Genomic DNA, 17,112 nt, shown 5'->3' with positions numbered 1-17,112 from the left:
ATCAGAAATACCCCTCCGCTTTCTTCTTCTCCATGCTCGCCGTCTGATCATGGTCGATCGCGCGGCCCTGGCGTTCGCTGGTCGTGGTCAGCAGCATCTCCTGGATCACTTCGGAGAGGGTTGCGGCTTCGCTCTCGACCGCGCCGGTGAGCGGATAGCAGCCGAGCGTGCGGAAGCGGATCGAGCGTTCGACCGGCACTTCGCCGGGTTCGAGGCGGAAGCGGTCGTCATCGACCATCAGCAACAGGCCGTCGCGCTCGACGGTCGGGCGCCGCGCGGAGAGATAGAGCGGGACGATCTCGATGCCCTCGGCGAGGATGTATTGCCAGATGTCGAGCTCGGTCCAGTTGGACAGCGGGAAGACGCGGATGCTTTCGCCGCGGCTCTTGCGCGCATTGTAGAGCTTCCACAGCTCGGGGCGCTGGTTCTTCGGATCCCAGCGCTGGCGGGCGGAGCGGAAGCTGAAGATGCGCTCCTTGGCGCGGCTCTTCTCTTCGTCGCGCCGCGCGCCGCCAAAGGCCGCGTCGAAACCGTATTTGTCGAGCGCCTGCTTCAGCCCTTCGGTCTTCCACATATCGGTGTGGAGGCTGCCATGGTCGAAGGGATTGATGCCGCGCGCCTCGGCCTCCGGGTTGCGGTGGACCAGCAACTCCATGCCGGCGCTGGCCGCCGCACGATCGCGCAGCTCGTACATGTCGCGGAACTTCCAGGTCGTGTCGACATGGAGCAGCGGGAAGGGCGGGGGCGCCGGGAAAAAGGCCTTGCGCGCGAGGTGCAGCATCACGGCCGAATCCTTGCCCACGGAATAGAGCATGACCGGGCGTTCCGCCTCGGCCACCACTTCGCGCATGATGTGGATGCTCTCCGCCTCAAGGCGTTGGAGATGGGTCAGAGCGACGTTCATTCTCGCCCAGATAGTGGCGTAAGCGCCAAGAGCGATCAACTTATCCTGTTGGGCGCGAAAGTTCGCTCAATCGGCGTGCGAGCGCTCGACCGAATCCAGGATGCGCGCGCCGGCCATGAACACCGCGATCGGGCAGACCGAGAAGAGCATCCAGCCGCCGATGCCGGGATATTGCTGCAGATAATGCACGCCACGCTCAACCGAGCCGAGGCCCAGGCCATAGATGACCACAAAGGCTTCGAACTTGGTCTTGATGACGAACAGCCGGGTGAATTTCGTCCACATGCTATTCGTTAAGCAATGAGCGGGCCAATCGCGGATTCGCGCGATTCTTGCCTTAACGATGATGGTTACCTGTCAATTAACTCGACAGTGCCAAGCGCCTCGAGCAGCGCCGTGCGGGCGCGTTCGACCGCCTTGACCAGCGTCGGATCGGCGATGGCGGCGTACGGGATTTCCTCGGGCCAATGTTGCTCGACCACGCCGGCGATCAGATCGAGCCGGGCGTTGTCGACCAGGAAGCGCGGGTCGATCGCGGCGGGATCGGCCACGACGCGCAGGCGCAGGCAGGCCGGGCCGCCGCCATTGGCCATGGACTGGCGAACATCGACCACCTCCAGCCGCCGGATCGGGCCGTTGCCGGCGATCATCTCCTGAAGCCAGGTCCAGACGGCGGCGTTCTCGCGCGCTTCCTCGGGCAGGATCAGCGCCATGGTGGCGTCGGGTAGGGTAACGAGCTGAGCGTTGAACAGATAGGAGGAGACGGCGTCGGCAAGGCTCACACGGGCGGCCGGCACTTCGACGATCTCGACCTCGGGGAGCATGTCGCGCAGATCGGCGTAGAACGCTTCCCTGTCGGCAAAGGCCAGTTCGTGCGCGAACAGCACGCGTTCGTTGGCGACGGCGACCACGTCATTGTGGAACGCTCCGGCGGCGATGGCCTCCTCCGACTGTTCGACGAACAGGGTGCGATCCGCATCGAGCCGGTGCCGCCGCGCGACTGCCATGCTCGCCTCGCGGTGCTGGCGCGCGGGGAAGGGACCGCCCGACACGCCATAGACGAAGACCTCGACGCCCGGCTCACCATGCGCGGCGCAAAGCCGCATATGATTGGCCGCGCCTTCGTCGCCGAACGGTGCGGGGACGGGGCCGTGCACCGCGAAGAACGGATCGGCGAAGGCGAGCCGCAACTGGGCGAGCGTACCGGGCCATTCATGGCTGCGATGCGGCATGGTCACGAGATTGGCGACCGAGAGATGGCAGCGACCATCGGCGGTGTCGGGCGACGGCGAGACCGTGGCGGCATTGGCGGCCCACATCGCGGAGGCGGACAGTGCCTGGGCCTGGAGATGCGGCGCGGCCTCGGCATAGCTGGTGGCGAGGCTGTCGAGCCAGGCATGGTCGGGGCGAACGAGAGGTAGCAGCACGCCCTGGGTCAGGCCGAGCGCGAGGTTCGCGCGCATCTTGGCGATGCCTTCCAGCGCGGCGCGGCGCGGGGCGGCGACCTTGCCCGCGTTGCGGGTGGCGGCGAGATTGCCGGGGCTGAGGCCGGCATAATTATGGCTCGGGCCGATCAGGCCGTCGAAGTTGATCTCTTTCAGCATTTACGCCCGTCCGACATGGCTGATCTCGGCACCTTCGGTCACCGCCAGCGCGGTCGCGCAGGTGCGGTCGATCGCGACGCCCTCGCCGCAGGGGCGCAGGCGACCATAAGCGCAGCGGAAATCGGCGAGGCGGCCGGTCGCGATCAGCGCCGGTTCGCCGCCGTCATTGTCGATCGCGGTGACCGTCGTCGACTGCGCCTCGCGGATGGTGCGGACCTGATCGGTCTTGGCCGTCATGGTCGGGCCGCCGTCGAAGATGTCGATATAATTCTCGAAGGCGAAGCCCTCATTCTCCAGCATGCGCATCGCGGCGCGACCGGAGGGATGGGGCAGGCCGATCGTGGCGCGGGCGTGTTCCGACAGCATCGCGATATAGATCGGGTGCTTCGGGAAAAGATCGGCGATGAACTGGTGGCCGCGCACCGCATTGAACTGGTCGGCGTCCTGGAAATTCATGCCGAAGAAGCGGCCGGCCAGGCCGTCCCAGAAGGGCGATCCGCCGGCTTCGTCGATGATCCCGCGCAGTTCGGCCAGGATCCGGTCGGCGAAGCGCGCGCGGTGGCGGGCGATGAACAGATAGCGGCTGCGCGCGAGCAGCATGCCGAGACCGCCGGCGCGCTCGCCCGGATGGAGGAACAGGCCGCCGACCTCGCTGCACCCTTCCAGATCGGTGGTGAGCGAGAGCTGGTCGGCGCGGAAAGTGCGGCCGAGCTCGGCGCTGTGCTGAGTCAGCGTGCCGAGGCGGTAGCTGTAGAATGGGTAGCGCTGTCCGACCTGGGTGAAGATCTGGCAGGTGCCGCGCACTTCGCCGGTCTCGACATTCTCCAGCACCAGCACGAACAGATCGTCCGACAAGGTGTCGTCGGTGCGGTCGAACGCCTCGTGGCTGCGGGCGAGCTTGGCTTTGAGCGCGGTACGATCGGCCGGGAGGTTGGTGAATCCGCCGCCGGTCAGCTTGGCCATCTCGTACAGCGGCTGCAGATCCTCGTCGCGGGCGGAGCGGATACGGAAGCTCATAAAGAACCCTTTTCGGCGATGCGGAGGACGGTCAGCGCGGAGAGGGCGGCACGCTCGGCCAGGCTGTCGATGACGAGAAACTCGTCGGGCGAATGGATCAGGCCGCCGCGCGGGCCCATGGTGTCGACCACCGGCACACCGCAGGCGGCGATGTTGTTGCCGTCGCACACGCCGCCCGTCGCGCGCCAGGCGATGGCGAGCCCGAGATCGGCGCCGGCGGCCTTGACCAGCTCGAACAGCTTCGCGGCGCCCGGGTCGATCGGCTTGGGTGGCCGATTGAAGCCGCCATGGACGTGGATCGTCACATCATGCTCGGCTGCGACCGCGGCGACCGCCGAGTCGATCGCCGCCTGTGCCCGGGCGATCTCGTCCTGCGCGGCGGGGCGGAAATTGATGCGCAAAATGGCGAGCTCGGGCACGACATTGTTCGGCCCGCCGCCCTCGATCCGCGCGGGGTTCACCGCGAGGCCGGCGCCACGCACCCTGCTCAGCCGGAGCGCGATATCGGCTGCGGCGACGATCGCGTTGCGGCCTTCGTCGGGGTTGCGGCCGGCATGCGCGCTCCTGCCGTGTACCACGATCGAGAAATTGCCCGTGCCGCCGCGTGCGCCGGCGAGCGTGCCGTCGGGCAAGGCGGGCTCATAGGTGAGCGCGGCAACCTTGCCGCGCGCCGCCCGGGCAAGCAGGGCACTGGAGGAGAAGGAGCCGGTCTCCTCGTCCGAATTGATCACGATTTCATAACCGATGCGGCCGGCGAGCGGCGATGCCTCGACCGCCTCGAGCGCGGCGAGCATGGTCGCGATGCCGCCCTTCATATCGGCGACGCCCGGACCGTTGAGCCTCGCCTCGTCGAGGAAAGTCAGCGCCTGGAAAGGATGATCGACCGGATAGACCGTATCCATATGGCCGGTGAACAGCATCTGCACCGGCGCGTCGGGGCGCACCGCGAGATGGAAGTGCCGGCCATGGGCGAGATCGGAGACGGTGCCGTCCGCGCCGACGCTGGTGACCGGCGCCGGCTCGACCAGATCGATCTCGCCGGGCAGGACCGAGAAGGCGTCGCTGAGATTGCCGGCCATGGCAGCGAGGCCGGCCATGTTGCGGGTACCGCTGTTGATCATGGCCCAGTCCTGCACCTGGGCGAGCATCGGGGCGTCGGAGAGGGCCGCGATGGCGTCCCGCTCCACGGTGGAAAGCGCGGTCATCAGTCGGTGTTAGTCCGATTCGAGCGGCGCGGGAACCGCGGCGACCGCCCTGTTATCGTCGCAAAACAGGATAAAATTTTTTCTGCCCTGTTAGCTCCAACTTTGTTGGAGATTATTTCATGTCTTTTCATGGGTTTGAAGGGCATTTGCCCTGTTCCGCAATAACAGGGCATTCGCGCCGGATAACAGGGCAGGTGAGAACCGTAACAGGCACCGCTGGCGTCATGGAAAAAGCAGTCCCTGGTTCGCGCGGACATTGAGGTTCATGCCCTGAATCATCGCTGCCATGACGGCGCGAAGATGTGAATCGATAGCGACGGCGCCTTCTGGACCACGGGCGCGCGTGTGCCGGACGATCAGAAGCTGTAGACGATTGACGCGCGGCCTGTCGTGTCGGTGCCGACCCGCCCGATCGGCGGCATGCTTTCATGCTGGACGGCATAGGAAATCTTGCCGGCGAGCGGCCCGATGAGTTTTGCATTGAGCGCCGTCGTGCTGCTCACCGTGCTGTTGTAATGCTGGAGATAGGCTGAGGCGTCCTGGCTGATCGAAATCGCGCGCGTCAGCCGCCAGTCGAAATCGATCGATCCGCGGGCCGCCAGGCTGCTTTCGCGGGTGCGATCCGTGTAGGAGGTGTCGCGATAAGCCGGGCCAAGTTCCATGTCGAGAGTCACGCCGGGCTGCTTGATCGCGCTGTATCCGGCGCCGAGCGATGCTGAATAACGGCTGGTATAGCCGAGGAAACGGTCGCTCTCATATTGGGCGGCGCCGTAGACATATCCGCGCGGCGAGAATTTGAAGTTCGGCTCATAGGCCGCGAGATAATGTTCGCGGCTGACCACGCCGGCGCTGCGTTTGTAATCGGCGGCGAGATGCAGCTTATGACGCCAGCGCAGGGATTCGCGCGTCAGGTCGATCGCGCCGCTCACACCGGCATCCTGGGTGTTGCCGGTGGTTAGATAGCCGCCAAGCTCGGCGCGGCCGCTCCATAGATCGAGCAGGCCGGCATCGCGCAATGTCGCCTCGCGCTTCGCGGCGCGGACCTTGGCCCAGTCCTCTACCAGCCGCGCGATGGCATCGGCTGAATCGGGCGCGGCTGCACGGGCATATTTGGAGACGGTCGCCACCTCGGTCTCGCTGCCCGAGGCCATGGCCGCGTCGAGCATCGCCTTGACGGGCTGCGGAATCTGCGCCGGCTCCGCATTGGCGAGCAGCAACGGCATGGCGAGCAGGAGCGGGCGGCACAGCATGGTCTGCGAATAGCGCGCGTCCGCTTTCACGATCAACCGAGCTGAGCGGCGAAGGCCGACAGAACGTTCTCGTAGAGCGCCTTCTTGAAGGGCACGATGACCTCGGGAAGCTCGGCCGGATCGACCCAGCGCCAGGCGCGGAATTCCTGGTGCTCCGTCGCAATGTCGACATCGCTGTCCTCGCCGAGGAAACGATAGAGGAACCAGCGCTGGCGCTGACCGCGCCATTTGCCTTTCCAGACCTTGCCGACCAGGTCGGGTGGCAGATCGTAATAGAGTTCTTCCGGCGCCTCCGCGATCAACTCGACCTTGTCGGGCCGAACCCCGGTTTCCTCGCCCAGCTCGCGGATCGCGGCGGTCTCGGCATCCTCGCCGTCATCGATCCCGCCTTGCGGCATCTGCCAGGCCTCGACCGTCGTATCGATCCGCTGGCCGACGAATACCTGCCCGGCGCGATTGATCAGCATCACACCGGCGCAGGGGCGATAGGGAAGGGTGGCCGGGTCGATCATCCCGCCGCCTGCGCCATGACACGGTCGCCCTCGGCCTCGACGATCACCGTCTTCAGGGCCGCCAGCGCGCCGGCGACGTCGCCGGCCGAAGAGGGGATGGCCTTGCGCAAGGTGACGAAGCCGTGGACGTTCCCCTTCGCTTCGCGAAAGATCACGGCCACGCCCGCCACCGCGAGCGCGCCGGCATAGGCGCGTCCCTGGTCGCCGATCGGGTCGAGACTGGCGGTGATCACCACCGCGGGCGGCATGCCGGCGAGATCGCCGATCAATGGCGAGGTGCGGATATGGCTGGCTTCGGCCTCATAAGAGGCCTGGAACCAGTCCATGCTGTCCCGGGTGAGCAGGAAGCCTTCGGCGAAAATGGCGTAGGAAGGATAGTCCTTCGAGGCGTCGGTGGCCGGATAGATCGGGAATTGCGCGATCACCGGCACGGCGGCGGGCGCGTCGCGCAACGCCATGGCGGTAACGATCGCCAGATTGCCGCCCGCGCTGTCGCCGGCGACGACGAGGCTGGTGACCTTGCGGCCGAGGTCGGCCGGGTTGCCCGCGACCCAGCGCGCCGCCGCTTCGCAATCATCGGGGGCGGCGGGCCAGGGATTTTCGGGGGCGAGGCGGTAATCGACCGAGATGACCGGGATATCGAGGGTCCGGGCGATCTCCGCACAGAAACTGGCATGAGTCTCGACATTGCCGATGACGAAACCGCCGCCATGATAGAACAGCAGTGCCGGACCGGGCTCCCGGCTGGCCTTCGCATCGAACAGGCGCGCGGGAATCGGGCCGGCCGGGCCGGGGATGGACAGGTCGGTAATGGTGGCAAGATCACCGACGGGCAGATCGGCGACATCCTTCATCGCGGCATAGACCGCGCGCGCCGCTGGCGCCTCCAGCTCGTGCATCTTTGGACCGGGCAGGTTGTTGAGATAGGCGAGAAATCCACGAACATCCGGGCGGACAAAGGGTTCGGTCACGGCGTTCTCCCATATCCCGCATTGGCGCTGCGGGTGTCGGCCGACTACCTAGAGGCGATGATCCCCGTCGTCCATCACCCCGCCTATCTCACCGCCGGCCGGCAGGTGGGACGGCTGACGAAGAACGCCGCGATCCGCGACCTGCTCCTCGAAAAAGGCGATGGGATCGAGTGGATCGAGCCCGAACCGATTCCGCGGGGATGGATCGAGGCAGTCCATGACCCCGATTATGTCGAGGAAGTGCTGAGCGCGCGGGTGCCGCGCGAGAAGGAGCGGCGGATCGGTTTCCCGGTGACCGAAGCCGTGGCGCTCCGGTCGCAGATCGTGGCGGGCGGCACCTGGCTGGCGGCGCGGATCGCGCTGGAGCGCGGTTTCGCGGCGAACAGCGCGGGCGGGAGCCATCACGCACTGGCGACCACCGGGGCGGGCTATTGCGTGCTCAACGACCTCGCCATCGCGGCGGTGCGGCTGGTCGAGGACGGCACGGTCGCGCGGGTGCTGATCGTCGACGGCGATGTCCATCAGGGCGACGGCACCGCGGCGCTGACCGCGGGCAGGCCGGGCATCGCCACCTATTCGATCCATGCCGAGCGCAACTTCCCGGTGCGCAAGGCGCGCTCCACGCTCGACGTGGCATTGCCCGACGGCACCGGGGACGCCGCCTATCTGGACGCGCTGGAATCGAGTCTCGCGCCGCTCATCGAAGAGCAGCGGCCGGGGTTGATCCTATACCAGGCAGGGGTCGACCCCTTTGGCGGCGATCGACTCGGGCGCCTGTCACTTACCGATCAGGGCCTGATCGCCCGCGACCGACTGGTCGCGCGACTGGCGCGGGAGCATGGCATTCCGCTCGCCAGCACGGTGGGCGGGGGTTATGACGAAGACCTTCATGCCGTGGCGCGGCGCCATGTCTCGGCGATTTTGGCGCTCGGATCAGTGCTCGCGCCCGGCGGCCACGGGGCCTTTGCTTAAAAGAACCATTTGCAGGCGCCTCCGATCAAACTAGGTTGGCCAGTCAACGCTCCGGGCATAGAGGGCGTCGGATAAATCCGCAGGACACATATTGATGGCATCCGCCGTTCACGAATTGACGCCCGCCGAGGCGTCCGCACATCCCGCCGCAGAATCGATCGTTGTACGTTTCGCCGGAGACTCCGGTGATGGCATGCAGCTCACCGGTGGGCAATTCACCCTGTCGACGGCGCTGGCCGGCAACGACCTGGCGACGTTCCCCGATTTCCCCGCGGAAATCCGGGCGCCACAGGGCACGTTGTTCGGCGTCTCCGCTTTCCAGATCAATTTTGGGTCGACCGCGATCGAGACCGCGGGCGACGCGCCCGACGTGCTGGTGGCGATGAACCCGGCGGCGTTGAAGACCAATGTCGATGCGCTCAAGCCGGGCGGCCTGATCATCGCCGACGAGGGCGAGTTCGGCGAGCGCAACCTCGCCAAGGCGAAATATGCGGTGAACCCGCTGCATGACGGCAGCCTGGCCAAATGGCAGGTGCTGGCGTTCAACATCTCGCAGCTGACGCTCGACGCGGTGAAACCCTTCGGCCTCGGCAACAAGGAAGCGCTGCGCTGCAAGAACATGTGGACGCTGGGGCTCGCGCTCTGGATGTTCGATCGTGACCGCCAGCCGCTGATCGACTGGCTGAAGGCCAAGTTCGCGAAGAACCCGACGCTGGTCGAGGCCAATGTCGCCGCGCTGAACGCCGGCCATGCTTACGGTGAGACGGCCGAACTGGCCGGGCCGATGAAGCAGCATCATGTCGCGGCGGCGCCGGCCGAGCCGGGTTTGTACCGCACGGTCACCGGCGCGGAGTCGATCTCGCTCGGGCTGGTCGCGGGCGTGCAGCTGGCCGGCGTGAAGATGTTCTTCGGCGGCTATCCGATCACGCCCGCCTCGGCGATCCTGCATCATCTGTCGCGGCTGAAGGAATTCGGCATCACGACCTTCCAGGCGGAGGACGAGATCGCCGCGATCGCCAGCGCGATCGGTGCTTCCTATGCGGGGCAACTGGGCGTCACCTCCTCGTCGGGGCCGGGCATCGCGCTCAAGGGCGAGGCGATGGGGCTGGCGATCATGACCGAGCTGCCGCTGGTCATCGTCAACTCGCAGCGTGGCGGGCCCTCCACCGGCCTGCCGACCAAGACCGAGCAGTCCGACCTGTATCAGGCCGTCTATGGCCGCAACGGCGATTCGCCGATGCCGGTGATCGCCGCGCGCTCGCCGGCCGATGCTTTCGATTGCGCGATCGAGGCGGTGCGCATCGCGGTCCAGTACATGACCCCGGTGATGCTGCTGACCGACGGCTATATCGCCAATGCCGCCGAGCCGTGGCTGGTGCCGGACATGGACAGCTACACGCCGTTCCCGGTCACCTATCTCGAGGAAGCGCCTGAGAGTGGTTTCCTGCCCTATGCGCGTGACGAGAAGCTGGCGCGGCCCTGGGTGAAGCCGGGCACGCCTGGCCTGCTCCACCGCATCGGCGGCATCGAGAAGCAGATCGGCACGGGCAATATCGACTATGGCGCCGCCAACCACCAGGCGATGACCGACATTCGTCGCGACAAGGTGCTCGGAATCGATGTGCCCGACCAGAAGGTCGAGATGGGCACGGAGAGCGGCAAGCTGGCGATCGTCGGCTGGGGATCGACCTATGGCCCGATCCATCAGGCGGTGCGGCGTGCGCGTGCGCGGGGGCTGGATGTCAGCCACATCCATATCCGCCATATCTGGCCGATGCCGGCAAATCTCGGTGCGCTTCTGAAGAGTTACGAGAAGATCCTCGTACCCGAGATGAACACCGGCCAGCTCAAGACCGTGCTGCGCGACCAGTATCTGGTCGACGCCAAGCCGCTCAACAAGATTTCGGGTCAGCCCTTCATGATCGCCGAGATCGAAGCGGCGATCGCCGAGGCGCTCGGTGGCGGGACGACGCACAGCGAAGTGCCGGCGGACACGCATCAACTGCCGACGTCGCTGGGCGACGAGGATCTCGATACGGCCGCGATCCATATCGGTGCCAACCGCAATCCGGAACCACGCTCATGAACGACATGACCCCGATCGAAAAGACCAGCCCCAAGGATTGGGAAACCGATCAGGAAGTGCGCTGGTGCCCGGGTTGCGGCGATTATGCGATCCTCAAGGCGGTGCAGCGCACCATGCCGGAGATCGGCGCGCGGCCCGAGAACACCGTGTTCGTCAGCGGCATCGGCTGCTCGTCGCGCTTCCCTTATTATATGGAGACGTACGGCTTCCACACCATCCATGGCCGCGCGCCGGCGGTGGCGACGGGCGTGAAGCTGGCCAATCCCGATCTCGATGTGTGGATCATCACCGGCGACGGCGATGCGCTGTCGATCGGTGGCAACCACACCATGCATCTGATCCGCCGCAACCTGGATTGCCAGGTGCTGCTGTTCAACAACGAGATCTATGGCCTGACCAAGGGCCAATATTCGCCGACCAGCCATGTCGGCACGCGCAGTCCCTCGACGCCGTTCGGCTCGCTCGACCGGCCGCTGACGCCGTGCGCGTTCGTGCTCGGCAGCGGCGCTCGCTTCGTCGCGCGGGCGATCGACGTGAACAAGAACCTGCCGGCGGTGCTGAAAGCTGCCTATGCCCATAAGGGCACCGGGTTCGTCGAGATCTTCCAGAACTGCATCGTCTATAATGACGATGTGTTCGCGCCCTTCACCGAGAAGAAGAACGCCGCGACCGGGCAGCTCTGGGTCGAGCAGGGCAAGCCCCTGCTGTTCGAGGGCGGCACCAAGGGGCTGGCGCTCGATACCGAGCGGCTGACGTTGAAGGTGGTCGATGTCGTGGACGGCGACTGGGAAGCGGCGCATGTGATCGTGCACGACCAGACCAACCGCGCTGTCGCGCATATGCTGGTCGAGATGCCGTTCGGGGCATTCCCGATGGCGCTGGGCGTACTCTATGACGATCCGGCCCCGACCTTCGAGAGCGCGGTAGTCGCGCAGAATGCGCAGGCCAGCACGGGCAAGACGCCGAACCTGCAAAAGCTCCTGTCGCAAGGCCAGACCTGGCAGGTCGAGAAGCAGCCGCACACGATGTAGGCGGGCGGAGGCCGGCAATGACGTTCGTCGTCACGGATGCGTGCATCCGGTGCAAGTTCATGGACTGCGTCCAGGTCTGTCCCGTGGAGGCGTTCCGCGAGGGGCAGAACATGCTCGTGATCGATCCGAACGAGTGCATCGACTGCAATCTCTGCCTGCCGGAATGCCCCGCTGACGCGATCCTGCCCGATATCGAAAGCGGTGCGACGGCCTGGATCGAGCTGAACAAGACTTATGCGGCGTTGTGGCCTTTGGTGTCGCGCAAGCTCAACCAGACGCCGGACGACGCCGAGGCGTTCAACGGCGTGGTGGGCAAGTTCGAGAAGTATTTCTCGGCCGAGCCCGGTAAGGGCGACTGATACCCGGCGTCAGGCGGGCTCGTCGGATAGCAGCACCAGTGACTTGCGCGCGAGGCCGGACACGGCGGCACTGATATCGTGCGCGGGCAGGTCCGGCAGGGCCTCGATCAATCCAGTGAGGGTGGAGGCGTCGCGGTCGAGCAGATTGGCCAGGACTATGCGTTCGGTGGGGCTCAGCGTCGTCGTCGCCGGGCCGTGGCGCAGTTGGGTCATGCCCTCGGGAAGGGGCAGGCGACGGCGTAGCGTCGGTCGGATCACCACGGCCGGGTCGAGCGGATCGGACAGGCCGAGGTTGAGAACCTTGAGCGACTCGCGCTGGCGATCCGCTGTCGCGAGGAAGCGGTTCAGGTCGAGATCGTCCACCGCGCGGTGGAGCGCCGCGCGCAGGTCTTCCTGCCGCGTCGCCAGCGCTTCGGGGCCGGCCAGGGTCGAGACGTCGCGACGGAAGAGCGCGTCCTCGAGGCAGCGCCGGCCGATCCAGCGCACCACATCGTCGCCGCGGGGAAAGGCGAGGCCGATCGTCAGATGGAGCGAATGACCGTCCTCGATCTCGGCGCGGTGGAATTCGCCGCGCGGGATATAGAGCAGGTCGCCGGGTTCGAGCATTTCGCTCCAGACCGGTTCCTCGGTATCGCCGATTTTGGTGACCGCCGGGGCGCCCTTCATCGGATAGGCGTCGCGCTGGCCGTAACCGAACCAGCGTTTCCGCCCATGGACCTGCAGCACCAGCACGTCGTGATCGTCCCAATGCGCCCCGAACGCGCTGTCCTGGCGGAAGCTGACATAGGCGTTGACGCCGACGCGGGCGCGGAGATGGCGCTCGACCATCGCGGCGATAGCGCCGATGCCGGGCACCAGCCGGTGGATGTCGTTGATCACGAGGCTGAGGCCCATATCCGCCATGGATTGCAGCGAATCGGGGGCGAGTTCCTGATTGTCGAACCGGCCCGCACGTGCGGTGAACATGCCGAGCGGCACGTCGTGCCCGTTGCGGATCGCGCGGACCTGCCCGCGCTGGAGCCGATCGAAGGTGATCAGGGCATTGAAGGCGGGCCATGGCAGCAGCCGCGCGAAATCGGCCTGGTGAGTCGTTTGCAGGTGAAGGCGCTGCTCGCCGACCATCGCATCGGTGAGCGTGGCGAGCGGGTGCGGCGCAACCAGGCTGCGCAGGTCGGTTATCATGTGCTGGAGCCACTCCCGCTGCTGTGGTCCGTGACTAGACCAGGATCGGCCGCGTTGGGAAGCGGTTCGCCTGCGGCGCTTGCGGGTATGGCGGGCGGCGGGCATGTCGGTGGCATGTACAGCTTTCCAACCCGCCGCCGCTGTTGACCGCGCCGACGCTCCTCTGGTTTCGCCGCGATCTGCGGCTGACCGATCAGGCCGCGCTGATCGCGGCGGTCGACGAGGGGCCGGTGATCCCGGTCTATGTGCTCGACGACGAGACGCCGAAGCATCGGCGAATGGGCGCGGCGTCGCGCTGGTGGCTGCATCACAGCCTGGAGACACTCGACCAGCATTTGCGCGACAAGGGATCGCGGCTGATCCTGCGGCGGGGCGATGCGGCGGTCGAACTGGCGAAGCTGGCGGAGGCGACGGGGGCCGGGCGGGTGCATTGCCTGCGCCATTACGAGCCGTGGTGGCGCAATGCCGAGCGGGCGGTGGCGAAGATGCTCGATCTGATATGCCATGACGGCAATTACCTCGCGCCGCCCGGGTCGGTCACTACCGGGGCAGGGCAGCCTTACAAGATCTACACGCCGTTCTGGCGCGCCTTGCGCGAGCATATGCCGCCGCCTGCTCCTGCGCGGGTTCCGCACAGCATCCCCGTTCCCGGGACATGGCCGGAGAGCGATCGGCTGGAAGATTGGACGCTGTTGCCGGTGAAACCCGACTGGGCCGGCGGCTTTCGCGCCGAATGGACGCCGGGCGAGCAGGGCGCGGCGGAGCGGCTGGAGGATTTCCTGCCCAAGGCCGCCGCCTATGGCGTGGACCGCAACCTGCCGTCGGACGAAGGCAGCTCGCGCCTGTCGCCGCATCTGCATTTCGGGGAGATCTCGCCGGCGACGGTCTGGCACCATGTCGAGAAGGCGCGGGGCGACACGACGACCTTCCTCAAGGAAGTCGCCTGGCGGGACTATGCGCAGAATGTGATCCTGCAATTCCCGGATTATGGATCGAGGAACGGGCGCGCGGCGCTGGATGCGCTCGCGTGGCGTACTGGCAAAGCAGCCGATGCCGATCTTCGCGCCTGGCAGCAAGGCCGCACCGGCTATCCGATCGTCGATGCCGGCATGCGGCAGCTCTGGGCGAGCGGCTGGATGCACAACCGGGTGCGGATGATCGCGGCGAGTTTCCTGATCAAGCATCTGCTGATCGACTGGCGCGAGGGCGAGGCGTGGTTCTGGGACACGCTGGTCGATGCCGATTACGGCAACAACAGCGTCAACTGGCAATGGACCGCCGGGACGGGGATCGATTCCAACATGTTCGTGCGGATCATGGCGCCGCTGACTCAGTCCGAGAAATTCGATGCGGCCGACTATATCCGGCATTGGGTGCCGGAGCTCGCGCATCTCCCGGATGCGGCGATCCATGATCCGGATGCGGCAGGGAGTCGTCCCGAGGCCTATCCGGCGAAGATCATTGGGCACCGTGAGGCACGCGAGCGAGCGCTCGCCGCGGCGGCAAGGGCGCGGTGACGAATCGCTTTTCCCGCACTCGCTCCGGGTGCATGAGAGCCGCCTGATGAACGTTCCAGCGCCGAACAGGGGCCGTCGCTTCGGCACGCGCGCAAGACCGGCGACTGGTCGCGTCGACCGGCTGCTGGCCCCTTTTGCCGGCATGTTCCACCGCCTGCTCGACCGGATCGACCGGGGCCTCGAGGCCGGCGCGATCGAGGCATCGCTGCCCGACGGGACTGATCGCGTGCTTGGCGGGCGGGGCGAGGGGCCGGTCGCGATCGTCGAGATCAGGAGCTGGCGCGCGCTGATCCGGCTGGCGATGGGTGGGTCGGCCGGGTGGTTTGTCGCCTGGTCGCGCGGCGAATGGCGCAGCCCCGATCCGGTGCCCTTGTTCGACCTGTTCATGCGCAACCGCCGCCCGCTGGGCGAGGCGGGGCGATCGCGCGGGCCGATGCGGGCAGTGCGACGGCTCTGGCACCTGCTGCGCCGCAATCATCGCAGCGGGGCGCGGCGGAACATCGAATTCCATTACGATCTGGGCAACGACTTCTACAGCCTGTGGCTCGACCCGGGCATGACCTATTCGAGCGCGCTGTTCGAGGAGCCGATTGCAGCGGCGCAATCGCTGGAGGAGGCGCAGGCGACCAAGCTTCGCGCGGTGCTCGATCGCACCGCGACAAAGCCCGGTGATGCCATCCTGGAGATCGGCTGCGGCTGGGGCTCTTTCGCCGAGGTCGCGGCGCGAGCGGGGGTGAAGGTGCATGGCATAACCCTGTCCGCCGAGCAGAAGCGCGCCGTCGAGGCGCGCATGGCGGAGGCGGGGCTGGACGGGGTCACGGTCTCGCTGACCGATTATCGCGACGTGGCGGGGCAGTATGACGCGGTCGCCAGCATCGAGATGGTCGAAGCGGTCGGCGAGGAATATTGGCCGGCCTATCTGCAGGCGGTCGCGCGGGCGCTGAAGCCGGGCGGGCGCGCCGCGATCCAGTATATCGCGATCGATGACGCGATCTTCGAGGCTTATGCCGCGAATGTCGATTTCATCCAGCGCTTCGTTTTTCCGGGCGGCATGCTGCTGTCGGAAAGCCGATTCCGTGCGATTGCCGAAGCAAATGGCCTGAGCTGGCACGACCAGCATGATTTCGGCCTTCATTATGCCGAGACGCTAAAGCGCTGGCGTAAGGCGTTCGACCTTGCTGTGGCGGCGGGAAGGCTGCCCGCCGAATTCGATCGCCATTTCGTCGATCTGTGGCGATATTATCTGATGTATTGCGAGGGCGGATTCAGAGGCGGCGGGATACATGTCGCGCAGGTCACGCTCATAAAGGGGGGATGAGATGAAGAGGCAGGTGTTGGGTGCGCTCGCGCTGGCGGGCGCCGCGATGATTCCGGCGCAGGGCTTCGGTCAGGCGCAGCCGGCCGAGGCGACTCAGCGTCAGGTCGGCGCGGAAGTGCTGTTCTGGTCGCAGGCGCAGCGCGATTCGAACTTCCCGGCGATGGAGAAGATCTTCCCGGGCAACGTCATCAAGGCCGATCCTGCGAAGGCGCGCAAGCTGCCAGCGGGCAAGCCGCTGCCCATCGCGGCGGCGGATGTGGATGCCTTCATCGCGTCGATGAACGTCGCGGGGCTGATCGTGCTGCAGGACGGAAAGGTGCGGCTGGAACGCTATGCGCGCGGCTTCTCCGCGGAAGGCCGCTGGACAAGCTTCTCGGTCGCCAAGTCCTTCACCTCGCCCCTGGTCGGCGCGGCGATCAAGGACGGCTTCATCAAATCGCTCGACGATCCGGTGACGCGTTACATCCCCGATCTGGCGGGCAGCGGCTATGACGATGTGACCGTGGCGCAGCTGATGACGATGACCTCGGGCGTCAAATGGAACGAGGATTATACCGATCCCAAATCCGACGTGGCGCGGATGTTCCTGGAGCCGGTGCCGGCGGGCGTCGATCCCACGGTCTATTTCATGCGCAAGCTGCCGCGCGAGACCGCGCCGGGCACCAAATGGGTCTACAAGACCGGCGAGACCAATCTTATCGGCGTGCTGGTGCGCCGGGCGACGGGCAAGACGCTGGCGGCCTATGCCGAGGAGAAGATCTGGAAACCCGCCGGCATGGAACGCGACGGCTTCTGGATGAAGGACCAGACCGGGGCGGAGGTCAGCGGCTGCTGCCTGTCGGTGTCGCTGCGCGATTATGCACGGTTCGGGCAGTTCGCGCTGGAGGGCGGCAAGGGCGTGGTCGCGCCGGGCTGGTTTGCCGAAGCGACCAGGGCGCATGCCGAGGTGGCGCCGGGCGGGTTCGGCTATGGCTATCAATGGTGGACTTATCCGGGCGGCCGATATGGCGCGCAGGGGATTTTCGGGCAGATGATCACGATCGATCCCAAGTCGAAGCTGGTGATCGCGATGGTCAGCGCTGCGCCTAAGGCAAGCGAGCGGTCGCTGACGCTCGCGCGGCTGGCGTTTTTCGAGAAGCTGATGGCGGCGGCGAAGTAGTCGGGTGTCTATTCCTTCCCGGTAA

General features: G+C 66.3%; 16 protein-coding genes. 7 read left to right on the top strand and 9 right to left on the bottom strand.

Translation table 11 applies throughout. The features are described 5' to 3' along the window. Position 1: 1 nt before the first annotated feature. The 8 genes from cysD to ACZ1I2_RS16185 all read right to left on the bottom strand — a co-directional run bounded on the left by cysD (position 2) and on the right by ACZ1I2_RS16185 (position 7,463). Entirely contained in the window at positions 2-904 is a 903-nt protein-coding gene (gene cysD, locus ACZ1I2_RS16220; protein WP_465173119.1) for a sulfate adenylyltransferase subunit CysD, read from the bottom strand. Positions 905-970: 66 nt separating this feature from the next. Further along, a complete protein-coding gene (locus ACZ1I2_RS16215; RefSeq protein WP_465176560.1) occupies positions 971-1,189 on the bottom strand; it encodes a hypothetical protein in 219 nt (72 codons plus the stop codon). 65 nt (positions 1,190-1,254) lie between these two features. Further along, positions 1,255-2,508, bottom strand: a complete 1,254-nt coding sequence (locus tag ACZ1I2_RS16210) for an N-succinylarginine dihydrolase (RefSeq protein ID WP_465176561.1) — start codon at positions 2,506-2,508, stop codon at positions 1,255-1,257. After that, positions 2,509-3,525 (bottom strand): arginine N-succinyltransferase, encoded by a 1,017-nt coding sequence (locus ACZ1I2_RS16205; protein ID WP_465173122.1) that lies wholly within the window; start codon positions 3,523-3,525, stop codon positions 2,509-2,511. Further along, positions 3,522-4,730 (bottom strand): hydrolase, encoded by a 1,209-nt coding sequence (locus ACZ1I2_RS16200; protein ID WP_465176562.1) that lies wholly within the window; start codon positions 4,728-4,730, stop codon positions 3,522-3,524. The genes ACZ1I2_RS16205 and ACZ1I2_RS16200 overlap by 4 nt, the downstream gene beginning before the upstream one ends. A gap of 356 nt (positions 4,731-5,086) precedes the next feature. Next, the gene (locus tag ACZ1I2_RS16195; protein WP_465176563.1) at positions 5,087-6,010 is read right to left on the bottom strand and encodes a DUF481 domain-containing protein; all 924 of its coding nucleotides are present in this window, start codon (positions 6,008-6,010) and stop codon (positions 5,087-5,089) included. A 2-nt stretch (positions 6,011-6,012) separates the two neighbouring features. After that, positions 6,013-6,492: an RNA pyrophosphohydrolase gene (locus ACZ1I2_RS16190; protein WP_465176564.1), complete on the bottom strand. Its 480-nt coding sequence runs from the start codon at positions 6,490-6,492 to the stop codon at positions 6,013-6,015. Beyond that, positions 6,489-7,463 (bottom strand): alpha/beta hydrolase, encoded by a 975-nt coding sequence (locus ACZ1I2_RS16185; protein ID WP_465176565.1) that lies wholly within the window; start codon positions 7,461-7,463, stop codon positions 6,489-6,491. The genes ACZ1I2_RS16190 and ACZ1I2_RS16185 overlap by 4 nt, the downstream gene beginning before the upstream one ends. A 57-nt stretch (positions 7,464-7,520) precedes the next feature. Here ACZ1I2_RS16185 and ACZ1I2_RS16180 point away from each other — a divergent pair, with 57 nt between their 5' ends. The 4 genes from ACZ1I2_RS16180 to fdxA all read left to right on the top strand — a co-directional run bounded on the left by ACZ1I2_RS16180 (position 7,521) and on the right by fdxA (position 11,911). Then, positions 7,521-8,435, top strand: coding sequence for a histone deacetylase family protein (locus ACZ1I2_RS16180; protein WP_465177127.1), 915 nt, complete (start codon positions 7,521-7,523; stop codon positions 8,433-8,435). Between the two features lie 94 nt (positions 8,436-8,529). Further along, positions 8,530-10,521 carry a 2-oxoacid:acceptor oxidoreductase subunit alpha gene (locus ACZ1I2_RS16175; protein ID WP_465176566.1) on the top strand — a complete coding sequence of 664 codons (1,992 nt, stop codon included), beginning with the start codon at positions 8,530-8,532 and terminating at the stop codon, positions 10,519-10,521. Next, positions 10,518-11,552, top strand: a complete 1,035-nt coding sequence (locus ACZ1I2_RS16170) for a 2-oxoacid:ferredoxin oxidoreductase subunit beta (protein ID WP_465176567.1) — start codon at positions 10,518-10,520, stop codon at positions 11,550-11,552. The genes ACZ1I2_RS16175 and ACZ1I2_RS16170 overlap by 4 nt, the downstream gene beginning before the upstream one ends. 17 nt (positions 11,553-11,569) lie before the next feature. Further along, positions 11,570-11,911 carry a ferredoxin FdxA gene (gene fdxA / locus ACZ1I2_RS16165; RefSeq protein ID WP_465176568.1) on the top strand — a complete coding sequence of 114 codons (342 nt, stop codon included), beginning with the start codon at positions 11,570-11,572 and terminating at the stop codon, positions 11,909-11,911. A 9-nt stretch (positions 11,912-11,920) separates the two neighbouring features. Here fdxA and ACZ1I2_RS16160 read toward each other — a convergent pair whose 3' ends face one another. After that, positions 11,921-13,093, bottom strand: a complete 1,173-nt coding sequence (locus tag ACZ1I2_RS16160; protein ID WP_465176569.1) for a JmjC domain-containing protein — start codon at positions 13,091-13,093, stop codon at positions 11,921-11,923. Positions 13,094-13,236: 143 nt separating this feature from the next. On the opposite strand from ACZ1I2_RS16160, the gene ACZ1I2_RS16155 reads away from it, so the two are divergent. The 3 genes from ACZ1I2_RS16155 to ACZ1I2_RS16145 are packed head-to-tail and all read left to right on the top strand — an operon-like array spanning position 13,237 to position 17,087. Next, positions 13,237-14,610, top strand: coding sequence for a cryptochrome/photolyase family protein (locus tag ACZ1I2_RS16155; RefSeq protein WP_465176570.1), 1,374 nt, complete (start codon positions 13,237-13,239; stop codon positions 14,608-14,610). 46 nt (positions 14,611-14,656) lie between these two features. Then, entirely contained in the window at positions 14,657-15,928 is a 1,272-nt protein-coding gene (locus ACZ1I2_RS16150; RefSeq protein WP_465176571.1) for a class I SAM-dependent methyltransferase, read from the top strand. A 1-nt stretch (position 15,929) separates the two neighbouring features. Continuing rightward, positions 15,930-17,087: a serine hydrolase domain-containing protein gene (locus tag ACZ1I2_RS16145; RefSeq protein WP_465176572.1), complete on the top strand. Its 1,158-nt coding sequence runs from the start codon at positions 15,930-15,932 to the stop codon at positions 17,085-17,087. The last annotated feature ends 25 nt before the right edge of the window (positions 17,088-17,112 follow it).

The organism is Sphingomonas sp. BL-S-29 (assembly GCF_055521495.1).
Note: the sequence above shows the minus strand (reverse complement) of the source record. Positions and strands in the feature narration are given on the sequence as shown.

Coding starts and splice junctions, on each gene's coding strand:
- ACZ1I2_RS16190 (WP_465176564.1), bottom strand. CDS start 6,492: ATGATCGACCCGGCCACCCTTCCCTATCGCCCCTGCGCCGGTGTGATG.
- fdxA (WP_465176568.1), top strand. CDS start 11,570: ATGACGTTCGTCGTCACGGATGCGTGCATCCGGTGCAAGTTCATGGAC.
- ACZ1I2_RS16145 (WP_465176572.1), top strand. CDS start 15,930: ATGAAGAGGCAGGTGTTGGGTGCGCTCGCGCTGGCGGGCGCCGCGATG.
- ACZ1I2_RS16210 (WP_465176561.1), bottom strand. CDS start 2,508: ATGCTGAAAGAGATCAACTTCGACGGCCTGATCGGCCCGAGCCATAAT.
- ACZ1I2_RS16205 (WP_465173122.1), bottom strand. CDS start 3,525: ATGAGCTTCCGTATCCGCTCCGCCCGCGACGAGGATCTGCAGCCGCTG.
- ACZ1I2_RS16150 (WP_465176571.1), top strand. CDS start 14,657: ATGAACGTTCCAGCGCCGAACAGGGGCCGTCGCTTCGGCACGCGCGCA.
- cysD (WP_465173119.1), bottom strand. CDS start 904: ATGAACGTCGCTCTGACCCATCTCCAACGCCTTGAGGCGGAGAGCATC.
- ACZ1I2_RS16180 (WP_465177127.1), top strand. CDS start 7,521: ATGATCCCCGTCGTCCATCACCCCGCCTATCTCACCGCCGGCCGGCAG.
- ACZ1I2_RS16200 (WP_465176562.1), bottom strand. CDS start 4,730: ATGACCGCGCTTTCCACCGTGGAGCGGGACGCCATCGCGGCCCTCTCC.
- ACZ1I2_RS16170 (WP_465176567.1), top strand. CDS start 10,518: ATGAACGACATGACCCCGATCGAAAAGACCAGCCCCAAGGATTGGGAA.
- ACZ1I2_RS16215 (WP_465176560.1), bottom strand. CDS start 1,189: ATGTGGACGAAATTCACCCGGCTGTTCGTCATCAAGACCAAGTTCGAA.
- ACZ1I2_RS16175 (WP_465176566.1), top strand. CDS start 8,530: ATGGCATCCGCCGTTCACGAATTGACGCCCGCCGAGGCGTCCGCACAT.
- ACZ1I2_RS16160 (WP_465176569.1), bottom strand. CDS start 13,093: ATGATAACCGACCTGCGCAGCCTGGTTGCGCCGCACCCGCTCGCCACG.